Below are 17,939 nucleotides of genomic sequence, written 5' to 3'. Positions count from 1 at the left end.
GGGGACGACTATGAAACTAGAGGTAAATTTAACACATAACCCTTATGACATTATTATTGAAAAAGGAGCCCTTAAGACTGTCGGTCAATGGGTGAAGTCACTTTGGGAACCACAAAAGATTGCCCTTATTACAGACAACCATGTGGGTGGCTTATACGCTGAAAGAGTTAAGCTTAGCTTGGAGCACGAAGGTTTTGAGGTTGTCGTTTTTGATTTTCTAGAAGGTGAAGCGAGTAAAAATCTAAAAACTGTTAACAAGGCTTATGAGTTTTTGATTAAGAATGGCATGACTCGTAGTGATGGTATTCTTGCTCTTGGTGGCGGTGTTGTTGGTGACTTGGCAGGCTTTGTTGCTTCAACTTATATGCGTGGCATTCACTTCGTTCAGGTTCCAACTAGTCTCACTGCCCAAGTGGATTCATCTATTGGTGGTAAGACGGGTGTGAACACACCATTTGCTAAAAATATCGTGGGAACTTTTGCTCAGCCTGATGGGGTTTTGATTGACCCTAATGTCCTTGAGTCACTTGGTAAACGTGAATTGATCGAAGGTATGGGTGAGGTTGTCAAATACGGTTTGATTGACGATCCTGAACTTTGGCACCTCCTTGAAAGCATTGATGGTTCGGTTCACAGTATCCTAGAAAACTCAGAAACCATTATTTACCGTTCATGTAATGTGAAGCGTAAAATTGTGGTTGAAGATGAGTTTGAAGGTGGTGTCCGTATGTACCTAAACTTTGGTCATACGATTGGGCATGCCGTTGAACAAACAGCTGGTTACGGTAAAGTCATGCACGGTGAAGCGGTGGCTATCGGAATGGTTCAGATTTCACGTGTTGCTGAGGAAAAAGGTCTGATGCCTAAGGGAATCACACGTCAAATTGCTGAGATGTGTGTTAAGTTTGGCTTGCCAGTAGACTATGAGCCATGGCGTGTTGAGGAGCTTTATACAGCTCTCACACATGACAAAAAAGCCCGTGGTAATAGCATTAAGACAGTTATCGTTCCAGAGATTGGTAAGGCAGCTATCAATCAAATTCCTTTAGTTGAAATGAAAGAGTACTTGGAGAAATAAATGAGATATTTAACAGCAGGTGAGTCTCACGGCCCACGTTTAACAGCAATTATCGAAGGTGTTCCAGCAGGTCTTCCCTTGACGGCTGAAGATATCAATGGCGATTTGAAACGTCGTCAAGGTGGCTATGGTCGTGGTGGCCGTATGAAAATTGAGTCTGATAAGGTTGAAATCACTTCTGGTGTTCGTCATGGGAAAACAACAGGAGCTCCAATCACCCTTCATGTTATCAATAAGGACCATCAAAAATGGTTGGACATCATGGCTGTGGAAGATATTGAGGACCGTTTGAAAACCAAACGTAAAATCACTCACCCACGTCCAGGCCATGCTGACTTAGTTGGTGGAATGAAATACCGTTTCGATGATTTGCGTAACTCTTTGGAACGTTCTAGTGCGCGTGAGACAACTATGCGTGTGGCAGTAGGTGCTGTCGCTAAACGTATCTTGGCTGAGCTTGGTATTGAAATTGCTAACCATGTTGTTGTCTTTGGTGGTAAGGAAATTGATGTGCCTGAGAATTTGACAGTAGCTCAAATCAAGGAATTGGCTCAACAATCAGAGATTTCAGTTGTTAACCAAGAACGTGAACAAGAAATTAAAGATTACATTGACCAAATTAAAAAAGAGGGAGACACAATCGGTGGTGTCGTTGAAACTGTTGTTGGCGGCGTCCCTGTTGGCCTTGGTTCTTATGTCCAATGGGATACCAAACTTGATGCTAAGATTGCTCAAGCAGTTGTATCCATCAATGCCTTCAAGGGTGTAGAATTTGGACTTGGTTTCAAGGATGGCTACCTCAAGGGCTCTCAAGTAATGGACGAGATTCTCTGGAATGAAGAGGATGGCTATACGCGTCGCACTAACAACCTTGGTGGTTTTGAAGGTGGTATGACCAACGGGCAACCGATTGTGGTCCGTGGGGTTATGAAACCTATTCCAACCCTATACAAGCCATTGATGTCAGTAGATATCGAAACACATGAACCATACAAGGCGACAGTCGAGCGTTCAGATCCAACGGCCTTGCCTGCAGCGGGTGTCGTTATGGAATCCGTAGTCGCTACAGTCGTAGCCAATGAAATCTTGGACAAATTCTCTTCTGACAACATGGAAGAATTGAAAGAAGCGGTAGCACGTCACCGTGCCTATGTGAAAAACTTTTAAGCAGCATCAGACAATAGATGGGAGTAGTAATGAGTAAGAAAACTATTTATATCGCAGGATTGGGCTTGATTGGTGGCTCCTTGGCCTTAGGGATTAAAAGGGACCACCCTGATTATGAGATTCTTGGATATAATCGCTCTGACTATTCTCGAAATATTGCACTTGGGCGTGGCATCGTTGACCGTGCAACAAGTGATTTCAAAGAATTTGCTCCCCTCGCGGATGTTATTATCCTTGCAGTGCCGATTAAGCAAACTGTGGCCTACTTGAAGGAGTTGGCTGACTTGGAGCTCAAAGATAATGTCATCATCACAGACGCAGGGTCTACTAAGTTGGATATCGTTGAGGCAGCTGAACGTTACCTAACAGGTAAAAATGTTCAGTTTGTAGGTTCTCACCCTATGGCTGGTTCCCATAAATCAGGGGCTATTGCGGCTGACGTGACACTTTTTGAAAATGCCTATTATATTTTCACACCGACGAGTCTAACAAGAGAGACAACTATCCCTGAACTTAAGGACATCTTGTCAGGGCTTAAGTCACGATTTGTGGAGATTGATGCGGCTGAACATGACCGTGTAACCAGTCAAATCAGTCATTTTCCACATCTTTTGGCTTCTGGTCTTATGGAGCAGGCTGCTGATTATGCTCAGACTCACGAGATGACTAATCACTTTGCGGCTGGGGGCTTCCGAGATATGACCCGTATTGCAGAAAGTGAACCTGGCATGTGGGCCTCCATTCTCATGACCAATGGGCCAGCTGTTTTGGATCGTATTGAAGATTTCAAAAAACGTTTAGACCATGTGGCCGATTTGATTAAGGCTGAAGATGAGAATGCCATTTGGGAGTTCTTTGACAACGGTCGTAAGAAACGTAAAGAGATGGAAATTCACAAAAAGGGTGGCGTGGAAAGTGCCTTCGATATTTTCGTGGATGTGCCTGACCGAGAAGACGTTATCCTTAGCATTATGGAATTGCTGCGAGGAACGTCTTTGGTTAACCTTCGTATTAATGAGGAAAATCGTGAGGATATTCACGGTATCCTCCAAATTACTTTTAAAAATGAAAAAGATCGCACACATGCTAAGACTGTTATTGAAGCCAATACGGATTATCATGTGGTGATTGCCTAGGAGAATAAAATGACAAATATTTATGATTTAGCAAATGAGTTGGAACGTGGCATTCGTGCCCTTCCTGAGTACAAAACTTTGGTAGAGAAAAAAGAAGCGATTGCAGCTGATGCTGAAGCTAGCGCTCTTTTCAAAGAGTTTACTGATTTCCAAGAGGATTTCTATGCTAAAATGCAAGCTGGTACAATGCCAACTGCAGAAGAACAAGCAGCTGTTCAAGAATTGGGTCAAAAGGTAGAAGCTAATGCCCTTTTGAAAGAATACTTGGCTGCACAACAAGGTTTGTCTGTTTATTTGAATGATATTGAACGTATCATCTTCAAACCTTTGCAAGAATTGAATAGTTAATCAGAGAGGGTGTGTCAATTGACAGGCCCTTTTCTGCATTCAAAAGAGATTGTCCAAGGAAGAATCTAGAGATATTAAGGAGGAAAACGATGAGTCGTAAGATTGGAATTATTGGTATGGGAAATGTTGGAGCTGCGGTTGCTCATGGAGCAATTGCTCAAGGCTTGGCCGATAGCTATGTCTTTATAGATATCAATGAGAAGAAGGCCGAGGCAGATGCCCAGGATTTTAAGGATGCCATGGCAAATCTACCTAGCTATGCAAACATTGTTGTCAATGATTATGCGGCACTTGAAGATGCTGATGTGATTATTTCATCTCTTGGCAATATTCAGTTACAGCACAATGCTGGTGAGGACCGCTTTGCTGAATTTCCATTTACTCGAGAAGCCGTTTATCAGGTTTCTCAGGAACTTAAAAAATTGGATTTTAAAGGTATACTCTTGGTTATCTCGAATCCTGTAGATGCTGTATCAGCCCTCTATCAGGAATTCACAGGCTGGCCAAGAGAACGTGTGATTGGGACAGGGACTCTACTCGATACGGCGAGAATGAAGGCTGCGGTAGGAGATGATTTGTCAGTCAATCCCAAATCAGTATCTGGCTACAATCTTGGCGAACATGGGAATTCCCAATTTACTGCCTGGAGTCAAGTCAAGGTTAAAGGGCAAGACATTACAGAATTGACCAGCGAAGAAGAACGTCAAAATCTCTTTATGGCTTCCATGAAGGGTGGTCATAAGGTTTTTTATGGTAAGGGCTATACTTCATACGGTATTGCCAGTGCTGCTCTTCGTTTGGTGACAATTATCCTTTCTGACGCTCAAGAAGAGGTGGCAGTATCTAGCTATCAAGAAGCCTATCAAACCTATCTTGGCTATCCAGTCATCCTAGGGCGTCATGGGGTGGCTGCTCCAGTTCGCTTGTCTTTGTCGGCTGAGGAAAAAAATCTTTTGCAGGAGTCTGCTAACTTGATTCGGAACCGTGTTCAAGAGGCGGTTGCCTTCTTGAAAGAAAAGTATGGCAATACAAGCGAGTGAATATTTTGACAATTCAGTCTATGGTTAGGCTTTCAAATATGGTATAATGGGAATAACTATAAAATTTTTAGGAGTAACCTATGAAACTAGAAACCAAGGCTCAAGGTCTTCATGGCAGCTTGCGCATCCCTGGTGACAAGTCAATCAGTCACCGTTCTATCATGTTCGGAAGTCTTGCCAAAGGTGTGACAACTGTTCGTGATATTTTACGAGGTGAGGATGTCCTCTCAACTATGCAGGTCTTCCGTGATTTGGGTGTGACTATCGAGGATGATGGTGATGTGGTACGCATTCACGGTGTTGGTTTTGATGGTCTCAAGGCTCCTCAAAACAAGTTGGACATGGGGAACTCTGGAACATCGATTCGTTTGATTTCAGGTGTGCTTGCAGGTCAAGATTTTGATGTAGAGATGTTTGGAGATGATTCCCTTTCAAAACGTCCTATGGACCGTGTGACCATTCCTTTGCGTCAGATGGGTGTAGAGGTTTCTGGTCAAACAGACCGTGATTTGCCACCATTGAAAATGCACGGTAGCAAGTCCCTTAAACCTATTCATTACCAATTGCCTGTGGCCTCTGCTCAGGTAAAATCTGCCCTTATTTTTGCAGCTCTTCAAGCTGATGGCGAATCTGTCATCATTGAAAAGGAAAAAACACGTAATCATACAGAAGATATGATTCAGCAGTTTGGTGGTCAGCTTCAAGTAGATGGCAAGGGAATTCGTATTTCTGGTGGCCAAACCTTTACTGCTCAAGAAGTAGTGGTTCCAGGTGACATTTCTTCGGCGGCCTTTTGGTTGGTAGCGGGACTTGTGGTGCCTAACTCTAAGATTGTCTTGGAAAATGTCGGCATCAATGAGACGCGTACGGGTATCATTGATGTGATCAAAGATATGGGTGGTAAAATTACCCTTTCAGATATTGACCAAGTTGCCAAATCTGCGACCATTACGGTTGAAACTTCAGAACTTAAAGGAACTGAAATTGGTGGAGATATCATTCCACGTTTGATTGATGAACTTCCGATTATCACACTCTTGGCGACACAAGCCCAAGGTAAGACAGTGATTCGTGATGCTGAAGAACTCAAGGTCAAAGAGACCGATCGTATTCAGGTGGTGGCAGATGCCTTGAATGCTATGGGGGCTGATATTGTACCAACTGAGGATGGTATGATTATCACTGGTAAGACGGCTCTTCATGGGGCAGAGGTCAATACCTTTGGTGACCACCGTATTGGTATGATGACAGCTATTGCTGCTCTCTTGGTTCAAGATGGTGAGGTTGACTTGCAACGTGCGGAAGCTATCAATACAAGTTACCCAAGCTTCTTTAGTGACTTGGAAGGATTGCTCAATGGCTAAAGTTTTATTGGGCTTTATGGGAGTTGGTAAGAGTTCCGTCGCTCCATACCTGGATGGTCGTTTCGTGGATATGGATCAGGTCATCGAGGAGAAAATCGGCATGTCCATTGCTGATTATTTTGCAAAAGAAGGTGAAGTAGCCTTTCGTCAGATTGAGTCTGAGACTTTGGAAGAACTTCTCCAAGAGGGAGATGATGTCATCATCTCTACTGGAGGTGGTGTTGTTGTAACGGAGCGTAATCGTCAGCTCTTGGCTAAGAATCGTAAGCATAACGTTTGGCTCCACGCTTCTTTCGATGTGGTCTATGATCGCATTAAGAAGGATACCGAGAATCAACGCCCACTCTTTCTCAATCATTCAAAAGAGGATTTTAAGGCTATTTATGACGGTCGAATGGCACTCTATCAAGATTTAGCAGATTTGGTTGTCACAGTTGATAACCGAACGCCAGAAGAAGTAGCAAGGTTTATCAAATGTATGTAGGTTATTTGGGCCCAAGTGGGTCGTTTACACATAATGCAGCCTTAAAGGCTTTTCCTGAGGCAGAATTGGTTTCATTAGGTACCATTACCGAGGTTATCAAGTCTTATGAAGAGGGACGTGTGGATTATGCAGTCATTCCGGTGGAAAATTCCATTGAGGGCTCTGTCCATGAGAGTTTAGACTATCTCTTCCATCAGGCCGATATTCGTGCTGTGGCAGAGATTGTTCAGCCCATCAAGCAGCAGTTGATGGCGACTAAACATCATGAGAAGATTGAGAAAATCTTCTCACACCCACAGGCCATTGCTCAAGGGAAAAAGTATATTAAACAGCATTTTCCACATGCCAAGATTGAGACAACAGCAAGTACAGCCTTTGCGGCTCGTTTTGTCGCTGATAATCCAGATCAGCCTTATGCGGCAATCGCTCCGCATGCAGCGGCTAAGGAATACAGTCTTCAAATATTGGCTAAGGATATCCAAGAGATTGAAAAGAATTATACCCGCTTTTGGGTGCTAGGAAACACTGTTCCTGAGATTCCGCTCAATCAGATTGATTGTAAATTAACGCTGGCCTTGACCCTGCCTGATAATATGCCAGGGGCACTTTACAAGGCCCTATCGACCTTTGCCTGGCGAGGCATTGACTTGACCAAGATTGAAAGCCGTCCGTTGAAGACGGTGCTTGGCGAGTATTTCTTCATTATTGATTGTGATTATACAAAGGAAAAGTTGGCTCAGTTCGCTCTTGAAGAGCTAACTGCAGTTGGAATTGGATATAAAATCTTGGGTGCTTACCAAGTCTATGAAATTTAAAGGGAAATCTTATGACCAAATCTAACAATGGGCCGTTTACGCATCATGAACGGTTACGTTACAGCTATCTTTTAAAAAATCTTGCTCACCTGAATGGACAGCAGGCTTCAGAATTCAATTATCTACAAGGAAAGTTAGATGCCTATGAAGCTGAGCGGAGGTATCAAGCGCAAAGAGAGGACTATCAAGCAGCATGGCGCCAGCCTTATGACAATCGTTATGACTACTATCAAGAGCGTGATTATGAGGCTGCCAATCAGCTGACAGAGGAAGGGCTTCCCATCTATCGAGAGGAAGTTGCTCAAAGTAAACCTAAACGAAAAAAGGTTCAAAGACAAGCAGCCCCTTCAACAACGTCGGCTCCAAAGTCCAAGTCGCAAGTAGCCCAGAAGAAGCGGCCAAAGAAAAAGAGAAGGCTCAAGAAGGTTGTCAAGCTAGTACTTAGTTGCTTAAGCCTTGGAGTTGTGTTCCTGGTGCTAGCCATGGCCTATCAATTTTACAAGGGAACAGACCTTTCTGCTGCAGGTAATAATGGTAAATCCTACCAGCCTGCCATAGTTGAGACCTTTAATGGTAAGGATACCAAGGATGGGGTCAATATCCTTATTCTAGGTTCTGACCAACGCGTTAGCCAAGAATCTACCGATGCCAGAACAGACTCCATTATGGTGGTCAATGTGGGCAATAAAGAAGGTAAGATTAAGATGGTTAGCTTTATGCGAGACACCTTGGTCAATATCAAGGGGGCCTCAGAAACCGACTATTCTCAGGACTTGAAACTCAATACGGCCTTCAATATTGGTGAGCAAAATAATCATCAAGGAGCAGAGCTCATGCGTGAGACGCTCAAACGAAATTTTGATATTGATATCAAGTACTATGCCATGGTTGACTTTGAAACCTTTGCGACAGGGGTTGATACCCTCTTCCCAAATGGTGTAGAAATCAATGCGAAGTTTGCGACCATCGATGGTAAAAAAGTATCTTCGGTTCAAGTTCCAGATGATTTGAAGATGGACAAGAACGGTCACGTGCCAAATCAAACCATTAAAGTTGGTAAGCAAGATATGGATGGCCGCACCCTTCTGAATTATGCCCGTTTCCGTAAGGATGACGAGGGAGATTATGGCCGTACCAAGCGCCAGCAACAAGTGATGCAGGCTGTCATGAAGCAGCTTAAGAATCCACTTAGCCTCTTCAAAGGGCCTGAGGCTCTGGGGAAGGTTTACTCACTCACCTCAACCAATATGAGTATGACGGATATGTTGGACTTGGGACTTTCAAATGCCGGTAGTTTCAAAAAAGGTATCAATTCGCAAACCATCCCTTCAGATGGCGATTGGATTGACAGCTATGATTTGTATGGTGGTCAAGGGATTGAGATTGATTTTGATTCTTATCAAGCAAAATTAAAAGAACTAGGATTTAGATAAGAAAACAAGCAGGTTCACACTGAACCTACTTCTTTTTTGGTATTAAGAGCTTGTATAAGCGCCATGTATAAGAGTTTTAGAAAATGATAGAGCAAATAGGTCATGATAAGAAGAATAATGACGAACTCTACCTTATAAATCAATTGGGTAGCTGGATTGACTAAACCCAGACTGGTGGTAGCTGCCTTAAAAGCATTGACACTATTGACCAAGGGAAAGCTAAAAGCTGCAAAAAGTGGCATAAAGCCTTTTCTAACCAGTTTTACAAAGAGATTAAGAGCATAGAAAAAGAATGCTTGTGAGAATAAAAGTAGGGCAAGTAAAATGATAGTTGCAGGTCTTTGATTACTCTTGATTGAGCTGGTAATGAGAAGGGCCAGAGGTGCTGCTAAAATGGCAAGTATAGGCTGATATAGGTGAGGGATGGCTATCTGTCTCATTCTCCATAAAACAAGTGGAAAGAGGGCCAAAGTCGCTAATCCCGTTACTCCTAGAATAAGTCCCTTGATGCTAGTTGGAACACTAGCCGGTACTGTCACAAGACTGATAGCAGGGCCAACATAGACCACGAACCAGCTTGGAAAGACTTGGTTCAAAGATAGTGGGCGCATAAAACGCAGACTGAAAAATATAATATAGGCAATATAAAGTCCAAGGAGTCCAACCCAAGTCACACTTAAGCCTGTTTGAGCTAGTGGGAGGCGGCTGGCAAAGAGAAAGGCAGCCATAAAGAAGCTAGCAAAGGCCGAAGCAACGACTGGGTTTCGCAAATCTTCTCTTATTTGTTCAAATCCAAGAATCAAGCGTCCCAGTATAAGTATAAAACCTATACTGGCTAAACACCAAATACCCTGAGCAATCAGGGTATAGTGGCTTATTTGATTGGATAAACTAAAGAGGGCAAGAACTAGACTAGATAGGGCCAAGGGAATTTTCTTAAAAAATACCTTCATTGGTCCACCGGCCTTTCTAGCTAGCTGCAAGAATGTGACGAAGCTGCACCGCACTCGGAGATACAATTGGAAGGAAGACGCCTTCATTCCAACGACGGATAAAGCTTGATTCTGATTCTTTCAAATAGCCACGACCACCACTAGCCTGAAGTTCGAGGAGCAGGCTGTTGGCTACGACGTCGACAATATCGATACGCAATTGGAAAAGTTCACGTGGTTTGTCAATGAAATAATCGGCATCATTAAGACCCGCAAAGAGTTGGTCTTGGATAGCAAGAAGGTTATTGCGTGTGGTTTCAAATTCTTCACGAAGAACGCTACGGTTACTGTTTAGACTAGCTTCAACCTCATCAAGAGAACGTTTGGCCAAACCAAAGGCAAGACCAAATTGGAAACCAAGGAAGTTCGGACGTGTTTTGGCAATATAGTCCGTACCTTCTTTTGAAAGGACCCAATTAGGATCTAACTTAACGTGATCGAAAGTAAGAGAGGCAGTATTAGCACCTTGAAGGGAAACAAATTCCAAATCTTCAGAACGGCTGAGACCCTCAGCTTCAGATGGAATAGTAATAATCCAAGGTTGGCTACCGTCTTTAAAGTCAGCAGCAAAGAGAGCAGCGAATTTATCAGAACGAAGGTTAGTTACCCAAGGCAAACGACCATCAAGATAGTAGTCATCACCTTCTTGACTAATGGTAACATTCAATTCTTCAATATCTGACAAGAATTTGACCGCATTTGACAAGCCAGTTCCACCAGCACGCTCACCGGTATACAATTCTTTCAGCCATGTTTCACGAGGGTAAGCATTGTCGCTAGCTAGGATATACTCGATGAAAGTTCGGTGTCCCCAAGAAATAAAGGAAGCTGTCAAAGAGTGTTGTGCCAATTCATCAAGCACATCAACGACTTGAGTAGGACCACCACCTAGGCCATCAAACTCAGCAGGTACGCCGATTTTAAAGACGTCGTTTTCAGCAATTTTTTCAAGAAGTTGGTCCGCAATGGGTCCAGACTCTTGGTCAATATGGTCAGCGTTGGTATCCAACCAAGTAAGGAATTCTTTTGAAAAATGAGACATAGGCTTAGGTCCTCCTCTAGTTTATCCTTTGGTTTTGAATTAAGCGAATTCTTGAAGTTCAGGGTTAATCGGTGTTTGTGCGAGATTGTTAGCGTAGTTACACAAGCTAGCAAGGCTGACACCCAAGATAACGTCAAGGGCATTTTGAGCAGTGTAGCCAGCTTCCAAGAAGTCATTGTAGGCTTCGTCACCAACAGCACCTTTGGTATTAATCACGGCAATAGTGAATTTCGCAAGGGTATCAAGTTTTGGATCGTCTTCGATTGGTGTACGGTTACGAAGGGCTTCCAAAAGTTGAGGTGTCATTTGGATTTGCTTGATTGAAAAAGCTGTGTGACCTGCCACACAGAAAGCACATCCGTTAGTAACAGCAGCTGTAATTTGAACAACCTCACGTTCAGTTGGTGTCAATGAATTGCGACGGTTGATTTCACCGACAGTACGGTAAGTTTCAAGCGCAGTTGGCGCATTAGCAAGGAGACCAATCAAATTTGGAATGAATCCCCCATTGGCATCTTTGACTGTTTGAAGGACGTCTTTGACTTCTTCTGGTGCAGTTTCGATTGTATGAATGGTAATATCTGGCATGATTATTCTCCTTTAGATAGAAACGACATCTAGCCAAGTTGCTGAGTCGTTTAATTTTTTGTCATGGACCTATGATAGCACTGTATGACTTTTCTGAAAAATCTATATTATTTATGGCCAGCCATAAATTTAATTTATATGTGCTATAATGGAGGGTAGTAAAAGGCTTTAGAAGATATGTTTAAGCCCTATAAAGAGTAAAGAAAGTTGAATTATGTTAAATAAAAACGATATTGTAGAAGTTGAAATTGTCGATTTGACACATGAAGGAGCAGGCGTTGCCAAGGTGGATGGCTTTGTCTTTTTCGTGGATAATGCCCTCCCAGGTGAAGTCATCAAGATGCGCGTGCTTAAGCTCAAGAAAAATATCGGCTTTGGAAAGGTTGAGGAGTATGTGACCCTTTCACCAAACCGCAATCAGGACATTGATGCAACCTATCTCCGTTCAGGGATTGCTGATTTTGGACATATGACCTACGAGGAGCAGCTCAAGTTCAAGCGTAAACAAGTTGTGGACAACCTCTATAAGACAGCAGGCATCTCAGACGTAGAGGTCACTGAAACATTGGGGATGGAGACGCCTTACGCCTACCGTAACAAGGCTCAGGTACCTGTTCGCCGTGTTAAAGGTCAGCTTGAAACAGGTTTCTACCGCAAGAATTCGCACGACTTGATTCCAATTGAAGATTTCCTTATCCAAGACAAGGAAATTGATAAACTCATTGTCTTTGTCCGTGACCTTCTCCGTCGCTATGACCTCAAACCATACGACGAGAAGGAGCAGACAGGTTTGATTCGTCACTTGGTGGTTCGTCGTGGCCATTATTCAGGTCAGATGATGTTGGTCTTTGTAACGACCAGACCAAAAGTCTTCCGTATTGACCAAGTCATTGCTAAAATTACAGAAGCTTTCCCAAGTGTCGTTTCTATCATCCAAAACATCAACGATAAGAACACTAACGCCATCTTTGGTAAGGAGTTCCGAACTCTTTATGGTCAAGACACCATCACAGACAGTATGTTGGGTAATGACTATGAGATTTCTGCCCAGTCTTTCTATCAGGTTAACACCGAGATGGCTGAAAAACTCTACCAAACAGCCATTGACTTCTCAGACCTAAACAGCGATAGCATTGTTATTGATGCCTACTCAGGAATCGGGACAATCGGTTTGTCATTTGCAAAACAGGTCAAGGAAGTCTACGGCGTTGAAGTCATCGAAACAGCCGTCGAAGATGCCAAGAAAAATGCAGAACGCAACCGCATTACTAACGCCCACTATGTGGCTGACTCAGCTGAAAATGCCATGGCCAAGTGGAGTAAGAATGGCATCAAACCAGACGTCATCATTGTGGATCCACCACGTAAGGGCTTGACTGAAAGCTTCATCAAAGCCAGCGTCGCCATGCAACCTGAGAAGATTACTTATGTCTCATGTAACCCAGCAACCATGGCGCGTGATATCAAACTCTACCAAGAATTGGGATATGAATTGAAGAAAGTACAACCGGTTGATTTATTTCCGCAAACGCACCACGTGGAGTGTGTAGCTTTGCTCGTAAAAGCCTAGAACCTTTGAACGAAAGGGATAATGAAAAGCCTTGATTGCAAGGCTTTTTGCTTTATGGTGGGGAAGTATTAGAGTAAGTAATTTTTGGAGTGAGTGGAAGTGATAGTTAGGAATTCTCAAATTCTATTTCCATTTACACTGTGGGTACGTTTTTATTTCCATTGACAAGGAGTTTGAGGGAATAGAAACGTACCCACCTATATGAAAAAATCACGAAAGGTTTGATCTATGGAAATCAGTAGAAATTAGGTGATACAATAACACGTTATAAAAACCTTGAAATCAGTATGTTTCAAGGTTTTAAGTACTCTTACGGATAGCATTGGGAACATCTAACTTTCTTGAGGAGTAAAGTTTGTTTCTCAATATAGTAATCGTTAAATTGTGTCGAAGCGTTATATGATATGATAATTCCAAATAGTCCTTTGGGCTTTTTATGGCATTGTGATATTCTCTAAGAACACGAGATTGCTTCAATAATTTACAAAGTTATGGGGATTTCTCATAGCTTTTTTACTTTCTTCCTTGACAATTGAGCGAGTGTTCAACTATAATGATAATAGTTGAGTGGTTGTTCAACTGAATCATCGATTATTGAGGTATGAGATGTAATTTTTCTTCTCTATCACCAGTAATGCAAGCTTTATTAGCTGGCTTATTCAACTGGTTTTGTACCCTTATCGGTGCTAGTTTGGTCTTTTTTGTCAAAACCATTCATCAAAAATTCATGGATATGATGATGGGCTTGGCAGCGGGCATTATGACGGCAGCGGCAGTCTGGCCTTTGCTTGTCCCTTCTTTGGACTATAGCCAGTCAATAGCTACGAACAGATTTTACTGGTTGACGACGGCTGTTGGTTCTATTGTCGGGGGCTTATTTATCCGCTTTATTAATTATTTGGTTCCCGACCTACATTTGAATCATCAGATGAGTGATAAGGAAGGGATTTTGAATCCCAAAAGACCCTTATCAAAGACCATGCTGCTTTATCTGGCGGTAGTGTTTCATAATATACCAGAGGGCTTAGCAGTTGGTGTGGCATTTGCTAGTGTGGCAAATCTCGCAACTAGACTTTCCTTTACGTGAATGAGTGCCCTTGGATTGGCCTTGGGAATTGGCATCCAAAATATTCGAGAAGGCTCTGCCTTGTCCTTGCCACTACGGGTAGAAGGGCGAAGTAGGAAATCAGCTTTCTACTATGGCGCCATGTCAGCGATTGTTGAGTCGATTGCAGCTGTTTTAGGGGCCTATGCTGTTATGTCTATGACCCAGCTACTACCTTATGCTCTCTTATTTGCGGCGGGAGCCATGATTTATGTTGCAGTGGAAGAACTTGTGCCAGGTGCTCAAGAGCACAAGAATACCGATATTGCGACAAGTGGGGTTATGGCCGGATTTCTAATCATGATGTTACTTGATACAACTTTAGTATAGGAGGAATAGAAAATATGTCACAGTGTTTAACAGCTTGTAATCCAGATTTAATTCAAGGGGTCCATGAGACGGAGTTTGATACCGTTACATTGCTAAATATGTCCAATTTTTTTAAGGCGATTTCTGACCCAACTCGTTTGCGGATTTTACAAGCAGTACGGCAAAATCCAATTTGTGTCGGAGACTTAGCGATTGCGTTACAGATGACCAAGTCTGCTATTTCTCACCAACTACGCTATCTGCGGGACTGCCAATTGGTCAAGGGGGAGAAAAAAGGAAGGATGACCTATTATGAACTTGCGGACGATCATGTCGCAGCAGTCTTGTCTTTGACACTGAAACATTTGAAAGAGGAAAAACATGAAGAAAGAGTATGAACTTCGAGGAATTGACTGTGGCAATTGTGCTGCTAAGATTGAACGTGCTGTCAATCAATTGGAGCAGGTAGAATCTGCCACTGTCAATCTGATAGCTCAAAAGCTGATTTTGGAAACAAAAAGCGAAGATGGGATAGATAAGGAAATTATTGACTTGGTGGATGCTATTGAACCTGGAATCGAAGTTATCAGTGAGAAAAAGGAAGAGGCACTTCCAGAAAAACGAGATTGGGCGAAAGAGCTGCTACTTGCTGTTATGATTCTATTTGCCTTCGGCTTTTTCCTGCCAGAGGAGTATTTCTGGATTCGTCTGGTCTATTATCTGACCCTATATATCATTATCGGCCATAAGGTTCTTATCAAGATGGTTCAAAATATTCAACGTGGTAATCTTTTTGATGAAAACTTTTTGATGAGTATCGCGACCTTAGGAGCCTTTCTCTTGGGAGAATTTCCAGAGGCAGTAGCCGTCATGCTTTTTTATCAGATTGGGGAGTATTTCCAAGATAAGGCCACCTCTCAATCTCGTCAGTCCATTGCACGATTGATGGATATTCGGTCGGATAAGGCTTGGAGACTAGAGGGGGGAGAAACCGTTCAAGTAGACCCTGAAACAGTAAGGGTTGCGGACCATATTTTAGTTAAGCCTGGGGAGAAGGTGCCCCTAGATGGTCTGGTCAGAGAAGGTCGTTCTATTCTGGATACGTCAGCCTTGACAGGAGAATCACTGCCTAGGGAAATTGGCGTTGGTGAGGACATTACAAGTGGTGTGATCAATTTGACTAGTCCATTGGTAATTGAAGTGAGTAAGACTTTTTCGCAATCAACGGTCAACAAAATTTTGGAATTAGTTGAAAATGCAAGCAATAAAAAAGCGGAGACGGAACGGATGATCACACGTTTTTCGCGTGTGTATACACCAGTGGTTGTCGGAATCGCTTTTCTGCTTGCAAGCCTGCCTCCCTTGCTTGGTTTAGGGGAGTGGTCGACTTGGCTTTATCGGGCACTTACCTTTTTAGTCATTTCTTGCCCTTGTGCTCTTGCGGTTTCGGTACCAATGAGTTTCTTTGGCGGGCTAGGGGGAGCATCTAAATTAGGTGTCTTAGTGAAAGGTGGGAATTATTTAGAGGCTCTTGCCAAGTTGGATACGGTCGTATTTGATAAGACGGGGACAATTACAAAAGGTATCTTTGCGGTGGATACCGTTGTCAACGCAGAAGGTGTCGAGGATGATATTCTGTACCTCGCTGCCCATCTGGAAAGCTATTCCAATCATCCAATCGCAAACTCTATTCGAACAGCCTATGGACAGGAAGTGGACGAGAATAGGGTGAGTCAGATTACCGAGCTACCAGGGCAGGGCATGTCCGGTAGGGTAGATGGCAGACAGCTCTATCTTGGGAATGCTAGATTAATGGAAGTTCAAGGGATTGCTTATCCAGCTATTGACAGCACAGGAACAGTTCTCTATTTGGCAGAGGACAGTCATTTTCTAGGCTATTTCCTTATCACAGACCAAGTGAAGGAGACGAGCATCGAGGCCTTGAAGGATTTACAGGCAGTCGGAATTAAAAAGACGGTTCTCCTTTCAGGCGATCGTCAGGCAGTGGTTGATGAATTTGCACAGCAATTTGCCTTTAATGATGCATTTGGAGATTGCTTGCCTCAGGATAAGGTGAGTACATTTGAGGAAATTCTGACTCAGTCTCAGCAGGCTGTTGCCTTTGTTGGAGATGGGGTGAATGATGCACCGGTTCTTGCTAGGGCAGATGTTGGTATTGCTATGGGAGGGCTAGGTTCGGACGCAGCCATTGAATCAGCAGATGTTGTACTGATGGATGATGACCTTGGAAAACTTCCTCAAGTCATTCGACTGGCAAAAAAGACAGTCAGAATAGCCCAACAAAACATGACCTTGGCTATTGTAGTTAAACTAATTTTCTTGGTTCTAAGTGGATTGGGAATTTCTAATATGTGGGAGGCCATCTTTGCAGATGTTGGTGTAACGCTACTAGCAGTATGGAATGCATTGAGGGTCTTGAGGATAGATACCTCCACTTTGTCAAAGTAAGTGAACTGATGTTAGTATGATTTTATGGACACGTTTTGGTAGAATAGTATCTAACCAAAGGAGATGTCCAAATGAGCCAAAAATATACCAAAGAGTTCAAGGAAACTAGTGTTCAATTACATGAAGCAGGACACGTGGAGTGTGTAGCTTTGCTTCTACGAGCTGATTAAACAAGGATTTAGCAAGTGAAAGTCCTAAAGTAAGGAGTCTAAACATGAAATTCCATGAATTTGGGGATAAGAATTTGCCTTCTATCTTACTGATACATGGTGGTGGCAGTTCTTGGTGGAATTATCTTCGTCAAGCACGAATCTTGTCAGAAGAATACCGTGTTATTCTACCCACTTTGAATGGCCACGGCGAGGAATATCAACTTGATTATGTTTCTACTGAAGATTCTGCTTTGGAGATTCTAGACTATATCAAAGCAAACTGCGGTGGGAAATTATTTGCTGTGGGTGGTGTTTCACTTGGTGGTCAAATTGCTATGGAACTTTTGTCCTTAGACAGCGATATAGCTGAGAAGGCCATCATAGATGGAAGTCTCTGTATTCCTCAACCAAGGTTAGCTAAAATCAGCATCTTTCTAGTATCACTATTTGGTAAACTGATGTTTAGTAAATCCTCTTGTAAACTTCAGTTAAGCTTCATGAATAAATTCTATCCCCAATTAGCTTACCCAGACGAGATAAAGAATTATTATATGGAGGATATGCCAAGGACACCTATCAAAACATTAGTGACCATCTATAAAACTTATATGGGGAACTACAAATTGAATAGTAGGATTTCTAAAAGTGAGGCGCAGGTTCTTTATATTTATGGTGAAAAAGAATTGAACGGTGTTAAGGAATCAGCTAGATTATTTCAGCAGTTGCATCCCAACACTCTCCTGTATGAAGCAAAGGGTTATAATCACGGCTATTTATCAGCCTACCTACCTCAGGAGTGGATTGATTTGGTTGTTCCATTTTTGAAGAATAATAATTGATTAAACTT

16 protein-coding genes and 1 pseudogene are annotated in these 17,939 nt (G+C 42.7%); 14 read left to right on the top strand and 3 right to left on the bottom strand.

Features of this window, described 5'->3' with window-relative positions; genetic code table 11:
- Positions 1–10: 10 nt before the first annotated feature.
- The 9 genes from aroB to H7T93_RS01320 all read left to right on the top strand — a co-directional run bounded on the left by aroB (position 11) and on the right by H7T93_RS01320 (position 8,865).
- A complete protein-coding gene (aroB, locus tag H7T93_RS01360) occupies positions 11–1,078 on the top strand; it encodes a 3-dehydroquinate synthase (RefSeq protein WP_003094132.1) in 1,068 nt (355 codons plus the stop codon).
- Entirely contained in the window at positions 1,079–2,245 is a 1,167-nt protein-coding gene (gene aroC / locus H7T93_RS01355) for a chorismate synthase (protein ID WP_179968698.1), read from the top strand. It begins immediately after the preceding gene.
- A 29-nt stretch (positions 2,246–2,274) separates the two neighbouring features.
- A complete protein-coding gene (locus H7T93_RS01350) occupies positions 2,275–3,381 on the top strand; it encodes a prephenate dehydrogenase (RefSeq protein WP_048790542.1) in 1,107 nt (368 codons plus the stop codon).
- A gap of 9 nt (positions 3,382–3,390) precedes the next feature.
- Positions 3,391–3,729 carry a YlbF/YmcA family competence regulator gene (locus H7T93_RS01345; protein WP_002890462.1) on the top strand — a complete coding sequence of 113 codons (339 nt, stop codon included), beginning with the start codon at positions 3,391–3,393 and terminating at the stop codon, positions 3,727–3,729.
- A gap of 89 nt (positions 3,730–3,818) precedes the next feature.
- Complete coding sequence (locus H7T93_RS01340; RefSeq protein WP_037597594.1) at positions 3,819–4,769, top strand: L-lactate dehydrogenase; 951 nt, start codon at positions 3,819–3,821, stop codon at positions 4,767–4,769.
- Between the two features lie 80 nt (positions 4,770–4,849).
- Positions 4,850–6,133: a 3-phosphoshikimate 1-carboxyvinyltransferase gene (gene aroA, locus H7T93_RS01335; protein WP_195950500.1), complete on the top strand. Its 1,284-nt coding sequence runs from the start codon at positions 4,850–4,852 to the stop codon at positions 6,131–6,133.
- Complete coding sequence (locus H7T93_RS01330) at positions 6,126–6,617, top strand: shikimate kinase (RefSeq protein WP_049546194.1); 492 nt, start codon at positions 6,126–6,128, stop codon at positions 6,615–6,617. Before aroA ends, H7T93_RS01330 begins: the two co-directional genes overlap by 8 nt.
- Positions 6,608–7,432: a prephenate dehydratase gene (gene pheA / locus H7T93_RS01325; RefSeq protein ID WP_195950498.1), complete on the top strand. Its 825-nt coding sequence runs from the start codon at positions 6,608–6,610 to the stop codon at positions 7,430–7,432. The genes H7T93_RS01330 and pheA overlap by 10 nt, the downstream gene beginning before the upstream one ends.
- 11 nt (positions 7,433–7,443) lie before the next feature.
- Entirely contained in the window at positions 7,444–8,865 is a 1,422-nt protein-coding gene (locus tag H7T93_RS01320) for an LCP family protein (RefSeq protein WP_155123858.1), read from the top strand.
- A 14-nt stretch (positions 8,866–8,879) separates the two neighbouring features.
- Here H7T93_RS01320 and H7T93_RS01315 read toward each other — a convergent pair whose 3' ends face one another.
- Genes H7T93_RS01315 through H7T93_RS01305 form a run of 3 tightly spaced genes read right to left on the bottom strand, consistent with a single transcriptional unit; the run spans position 8,880 to position 11,487 of the window.
- Complete coding sequence (locus tag H7T93_RS01315; protein WP_060934173.1) at positions 8,880–9,818, bottom strand: ethanolamine utilization protein EutJ; 939 nt, start codon at positions 9,816–9,818, stop codon at positions 8,880–8,882.
- A gap of 16 nt (positions 9,819–9,834) precedes the next feature.
- Complete coding sequence (locus H7T93_RS01310; protein ID WP_195950496.1) at positions 9,835–10,899, bottom strand: acyl-CoA dehydrogenase family protein; 1,065 nt, start codon at positions 10,897–10,899, stop codon at positions 9,835–9,837.
- Between the two features lie 39 nt (positions 10,900–10,938).
- On the bottom strand, positions 10,939–11,487 hold the full coding sequence (locus H7T93_RS01305; protein WP_002888987.1) for a carboxymuconolactone decarboxylase family protein: 549 nt from the start codon (positions 11,485–11,487) through the stop codon (positions 10,939–10,941).
- 214 nt (positions 11,488–11,701) lie between these two features.
- Between H7T93_RS01305 and rlmD the strand changes: the two genes are divergently transcribed.
- From rlmD to H7T93_RS01275, 5 genes and pseudogenes are all read left to right on the top strand, one after another.
- Positions 11,702–13,057, top strand: a complete 1,356-nt coding sequence (gene rlmD / locus H7T93_RS01300; protein WP_201041593.1) for a 23S rRNA (uracil(1939)-C(5))-methyltransferase RlmD — start codon at positions 11,702–11,704, stop codon at positions 13,055–13,057.
- A 601-nt stretch (positions 13,058–13,658) separates the two neighbouring features.
- A pseudogene (locus H7T93_RS09930) lies at positions 13,659–14,492 on the top strand (ZIP family metal transporter).
- Positions 14,493–14,506: 14 nt separating this feature from the next.
- On the top strand, positions 14,507–14,869 hold the full coding sequence (locus H7T93_RS01285) for an ArsR/SmtB family transcription factor (protein ID WP_002890511.1): 363 nt from the start codon (positions 14,507–14,509) through the stop codon (positions 14,867–14,869).
- Positions 14,853–16,940 (top strand): heavy metal translocating P-type ATPase, encoded by a 2,088-nt coding sequence (locus H7T93_RS01280; RefSeq protein ID WP_002890512.1) that lies wholly within the window; start codon positions 14,853–14,855, stop codon positions 16,938–16,940. Before H7T93_RS01285 ends, H7T93_RS01280 begins: the two co-directional genes overlap by 17 nt.
- Positions 16,941–17,154: 214 nt before the next feature.
- Positions 17,155–17,931, top strand: coding sequence for an alpha/beta hydrolase (locus H7T93_RS01275; RefSeq protein WP_175057485.1), 777 nt, complete (start codon positions 17,155–17,157; stop codon positions 17,929–17,931).
- The last annotated feature ends 8 nt before the right edge of the window (positions 17,932–17,939 follow it).

The sequence above is a fragment of the Streptococcus sp. 9.1 genome (genome assembly GCF_016648815.1).
In the GTDB taxonomy this organism is placed as follows: domain Bacteria; phylum Bacillota; class Bacilli; order Lactobacillales; family Streptococcaceae; genus Streptococcus; species Streptococcus salivarius_E.
Note: the sequence above shows the minus strand (reverse complement) of the source record. Positions and strands in the feature narration are given on the sequence as shown.

What these genes read in the sequence shown, in the direction of transcription:
- H7T93_RS01285 (WP_002890511.1), top strand. Translation starts at nt 14,507, where the DNA reads ATGTCACAGTGTTTAACAGCTTGTAATCCAGATTTAATTCAAGGGGTC.
- H7T93_RS01350 (WP_048790542.1), top strand. Translation starts at nt 2,275, where the DNA reads ATGAGTAAGAAAACTATTTATATCGCAGGATTGGGCTTGATTGGTGGC.
- H7T93_RS01275 (WP_175057485.1), top strand. Translation starts at nt 17,155, where the DNA reads ATGAAATTCCATGAATTTGGGGATAAGAATTTGCCTTCTATCTTACTG.
- H7T93_RS01340 (WP_037597594.1), top strand. Translation starts at nt 3,819, where the DNA reads ATGAGTCGTAAGATTGGAATTATTGGTATGGGAAATGTTGGAGCTGCG.
- aroC (WP_179968698.1), top strand. Translation starts at nt 1,079, where the DNA reads ATGAGATATTTAACAGCAGGTGAGTCTCACGGCCCACGTTTAACAGCA.
- H7T93_RS01310 (WP_195950496.1), bottom strand. Translation starts at nt 10,899, where the DNA reads ATGTCTCATTTTTCAAAAGAATTCCTTACTTGGTTGGATACCAACGCT.
- H7T93_RS01305 (WP_002888987.1), bottom strand. Translation starts at nt 11,487, where the DNA reads ATGCCAGATATTACCATTCATACAATCGAAACTGCACCAGAAGAAGTC.
- rlmD (WP_201041593.1), top strand. Translation starts at nt 11,702, where the DNA reads ATGTTAAATAAAAACGATATTGTAGAAGTTGAAATTGTCGATTTGACA.
- pheA (WP_195950498.1), top strand. Translation starts at nt 6,608, where the DNA reads ATGTATGTAGGTTATTTGGGCCCAAGTGGGTCGTTTACACATAATGCA.
- aroA (WP_195950500.1), top strand. Translation starts at nt 4,850, where the DNA reads ATGAAACTAGAAACCAAGGCTCAAGGTCTTCATGGCAGCTTGCGCATC.
- H7T93_RS01330 (WP_049546194.1), top strand. Translation starts at nt 6,126, where the DNA reads ATGGCTAAAGTTTTATTGGGCTTTATGGGAGTTGGTAAGAGTTCCGTC.
- H7T93_RS01345 (WP_002890462.1), top strand. Translation starts at nt 3,391, where the DNA reads ATGACAAATATTTATGATTTAGCAAATGAGTTGGAACGTGGCATTCGT.
- H7T93_RS01320 (WP_155123858.1), top strand. Translation starts at nt 7,444, where the DNA reads ATGACCAAATCTAACAATGGGCCGTTTACGCATCATGAACGGTTACGT.
- H7T93_RS01280 (WP_002890512.1), top strand. Translation starts at nt 14,853, where the DNA reads ATGAAGAAAGAGTATGAACTTCGAGGAATTGACTGTGGCAATTGTGCT.
- aroB (WP_003094132.1), top strand. Translation starts at nt 11, where the DNA reads ATGAAACTAGAGGTAAATTTAACACATAACCCTTATGACATTATTATT.
- H7T93_RS01315 (WP_060934173.1), bottom strand. Translation starts at nt 9,818, where the DNA reads ATGAAGGTATTTTTTAAGAAAATTCCCTTGGCCCTATCTAGTCTAGTT.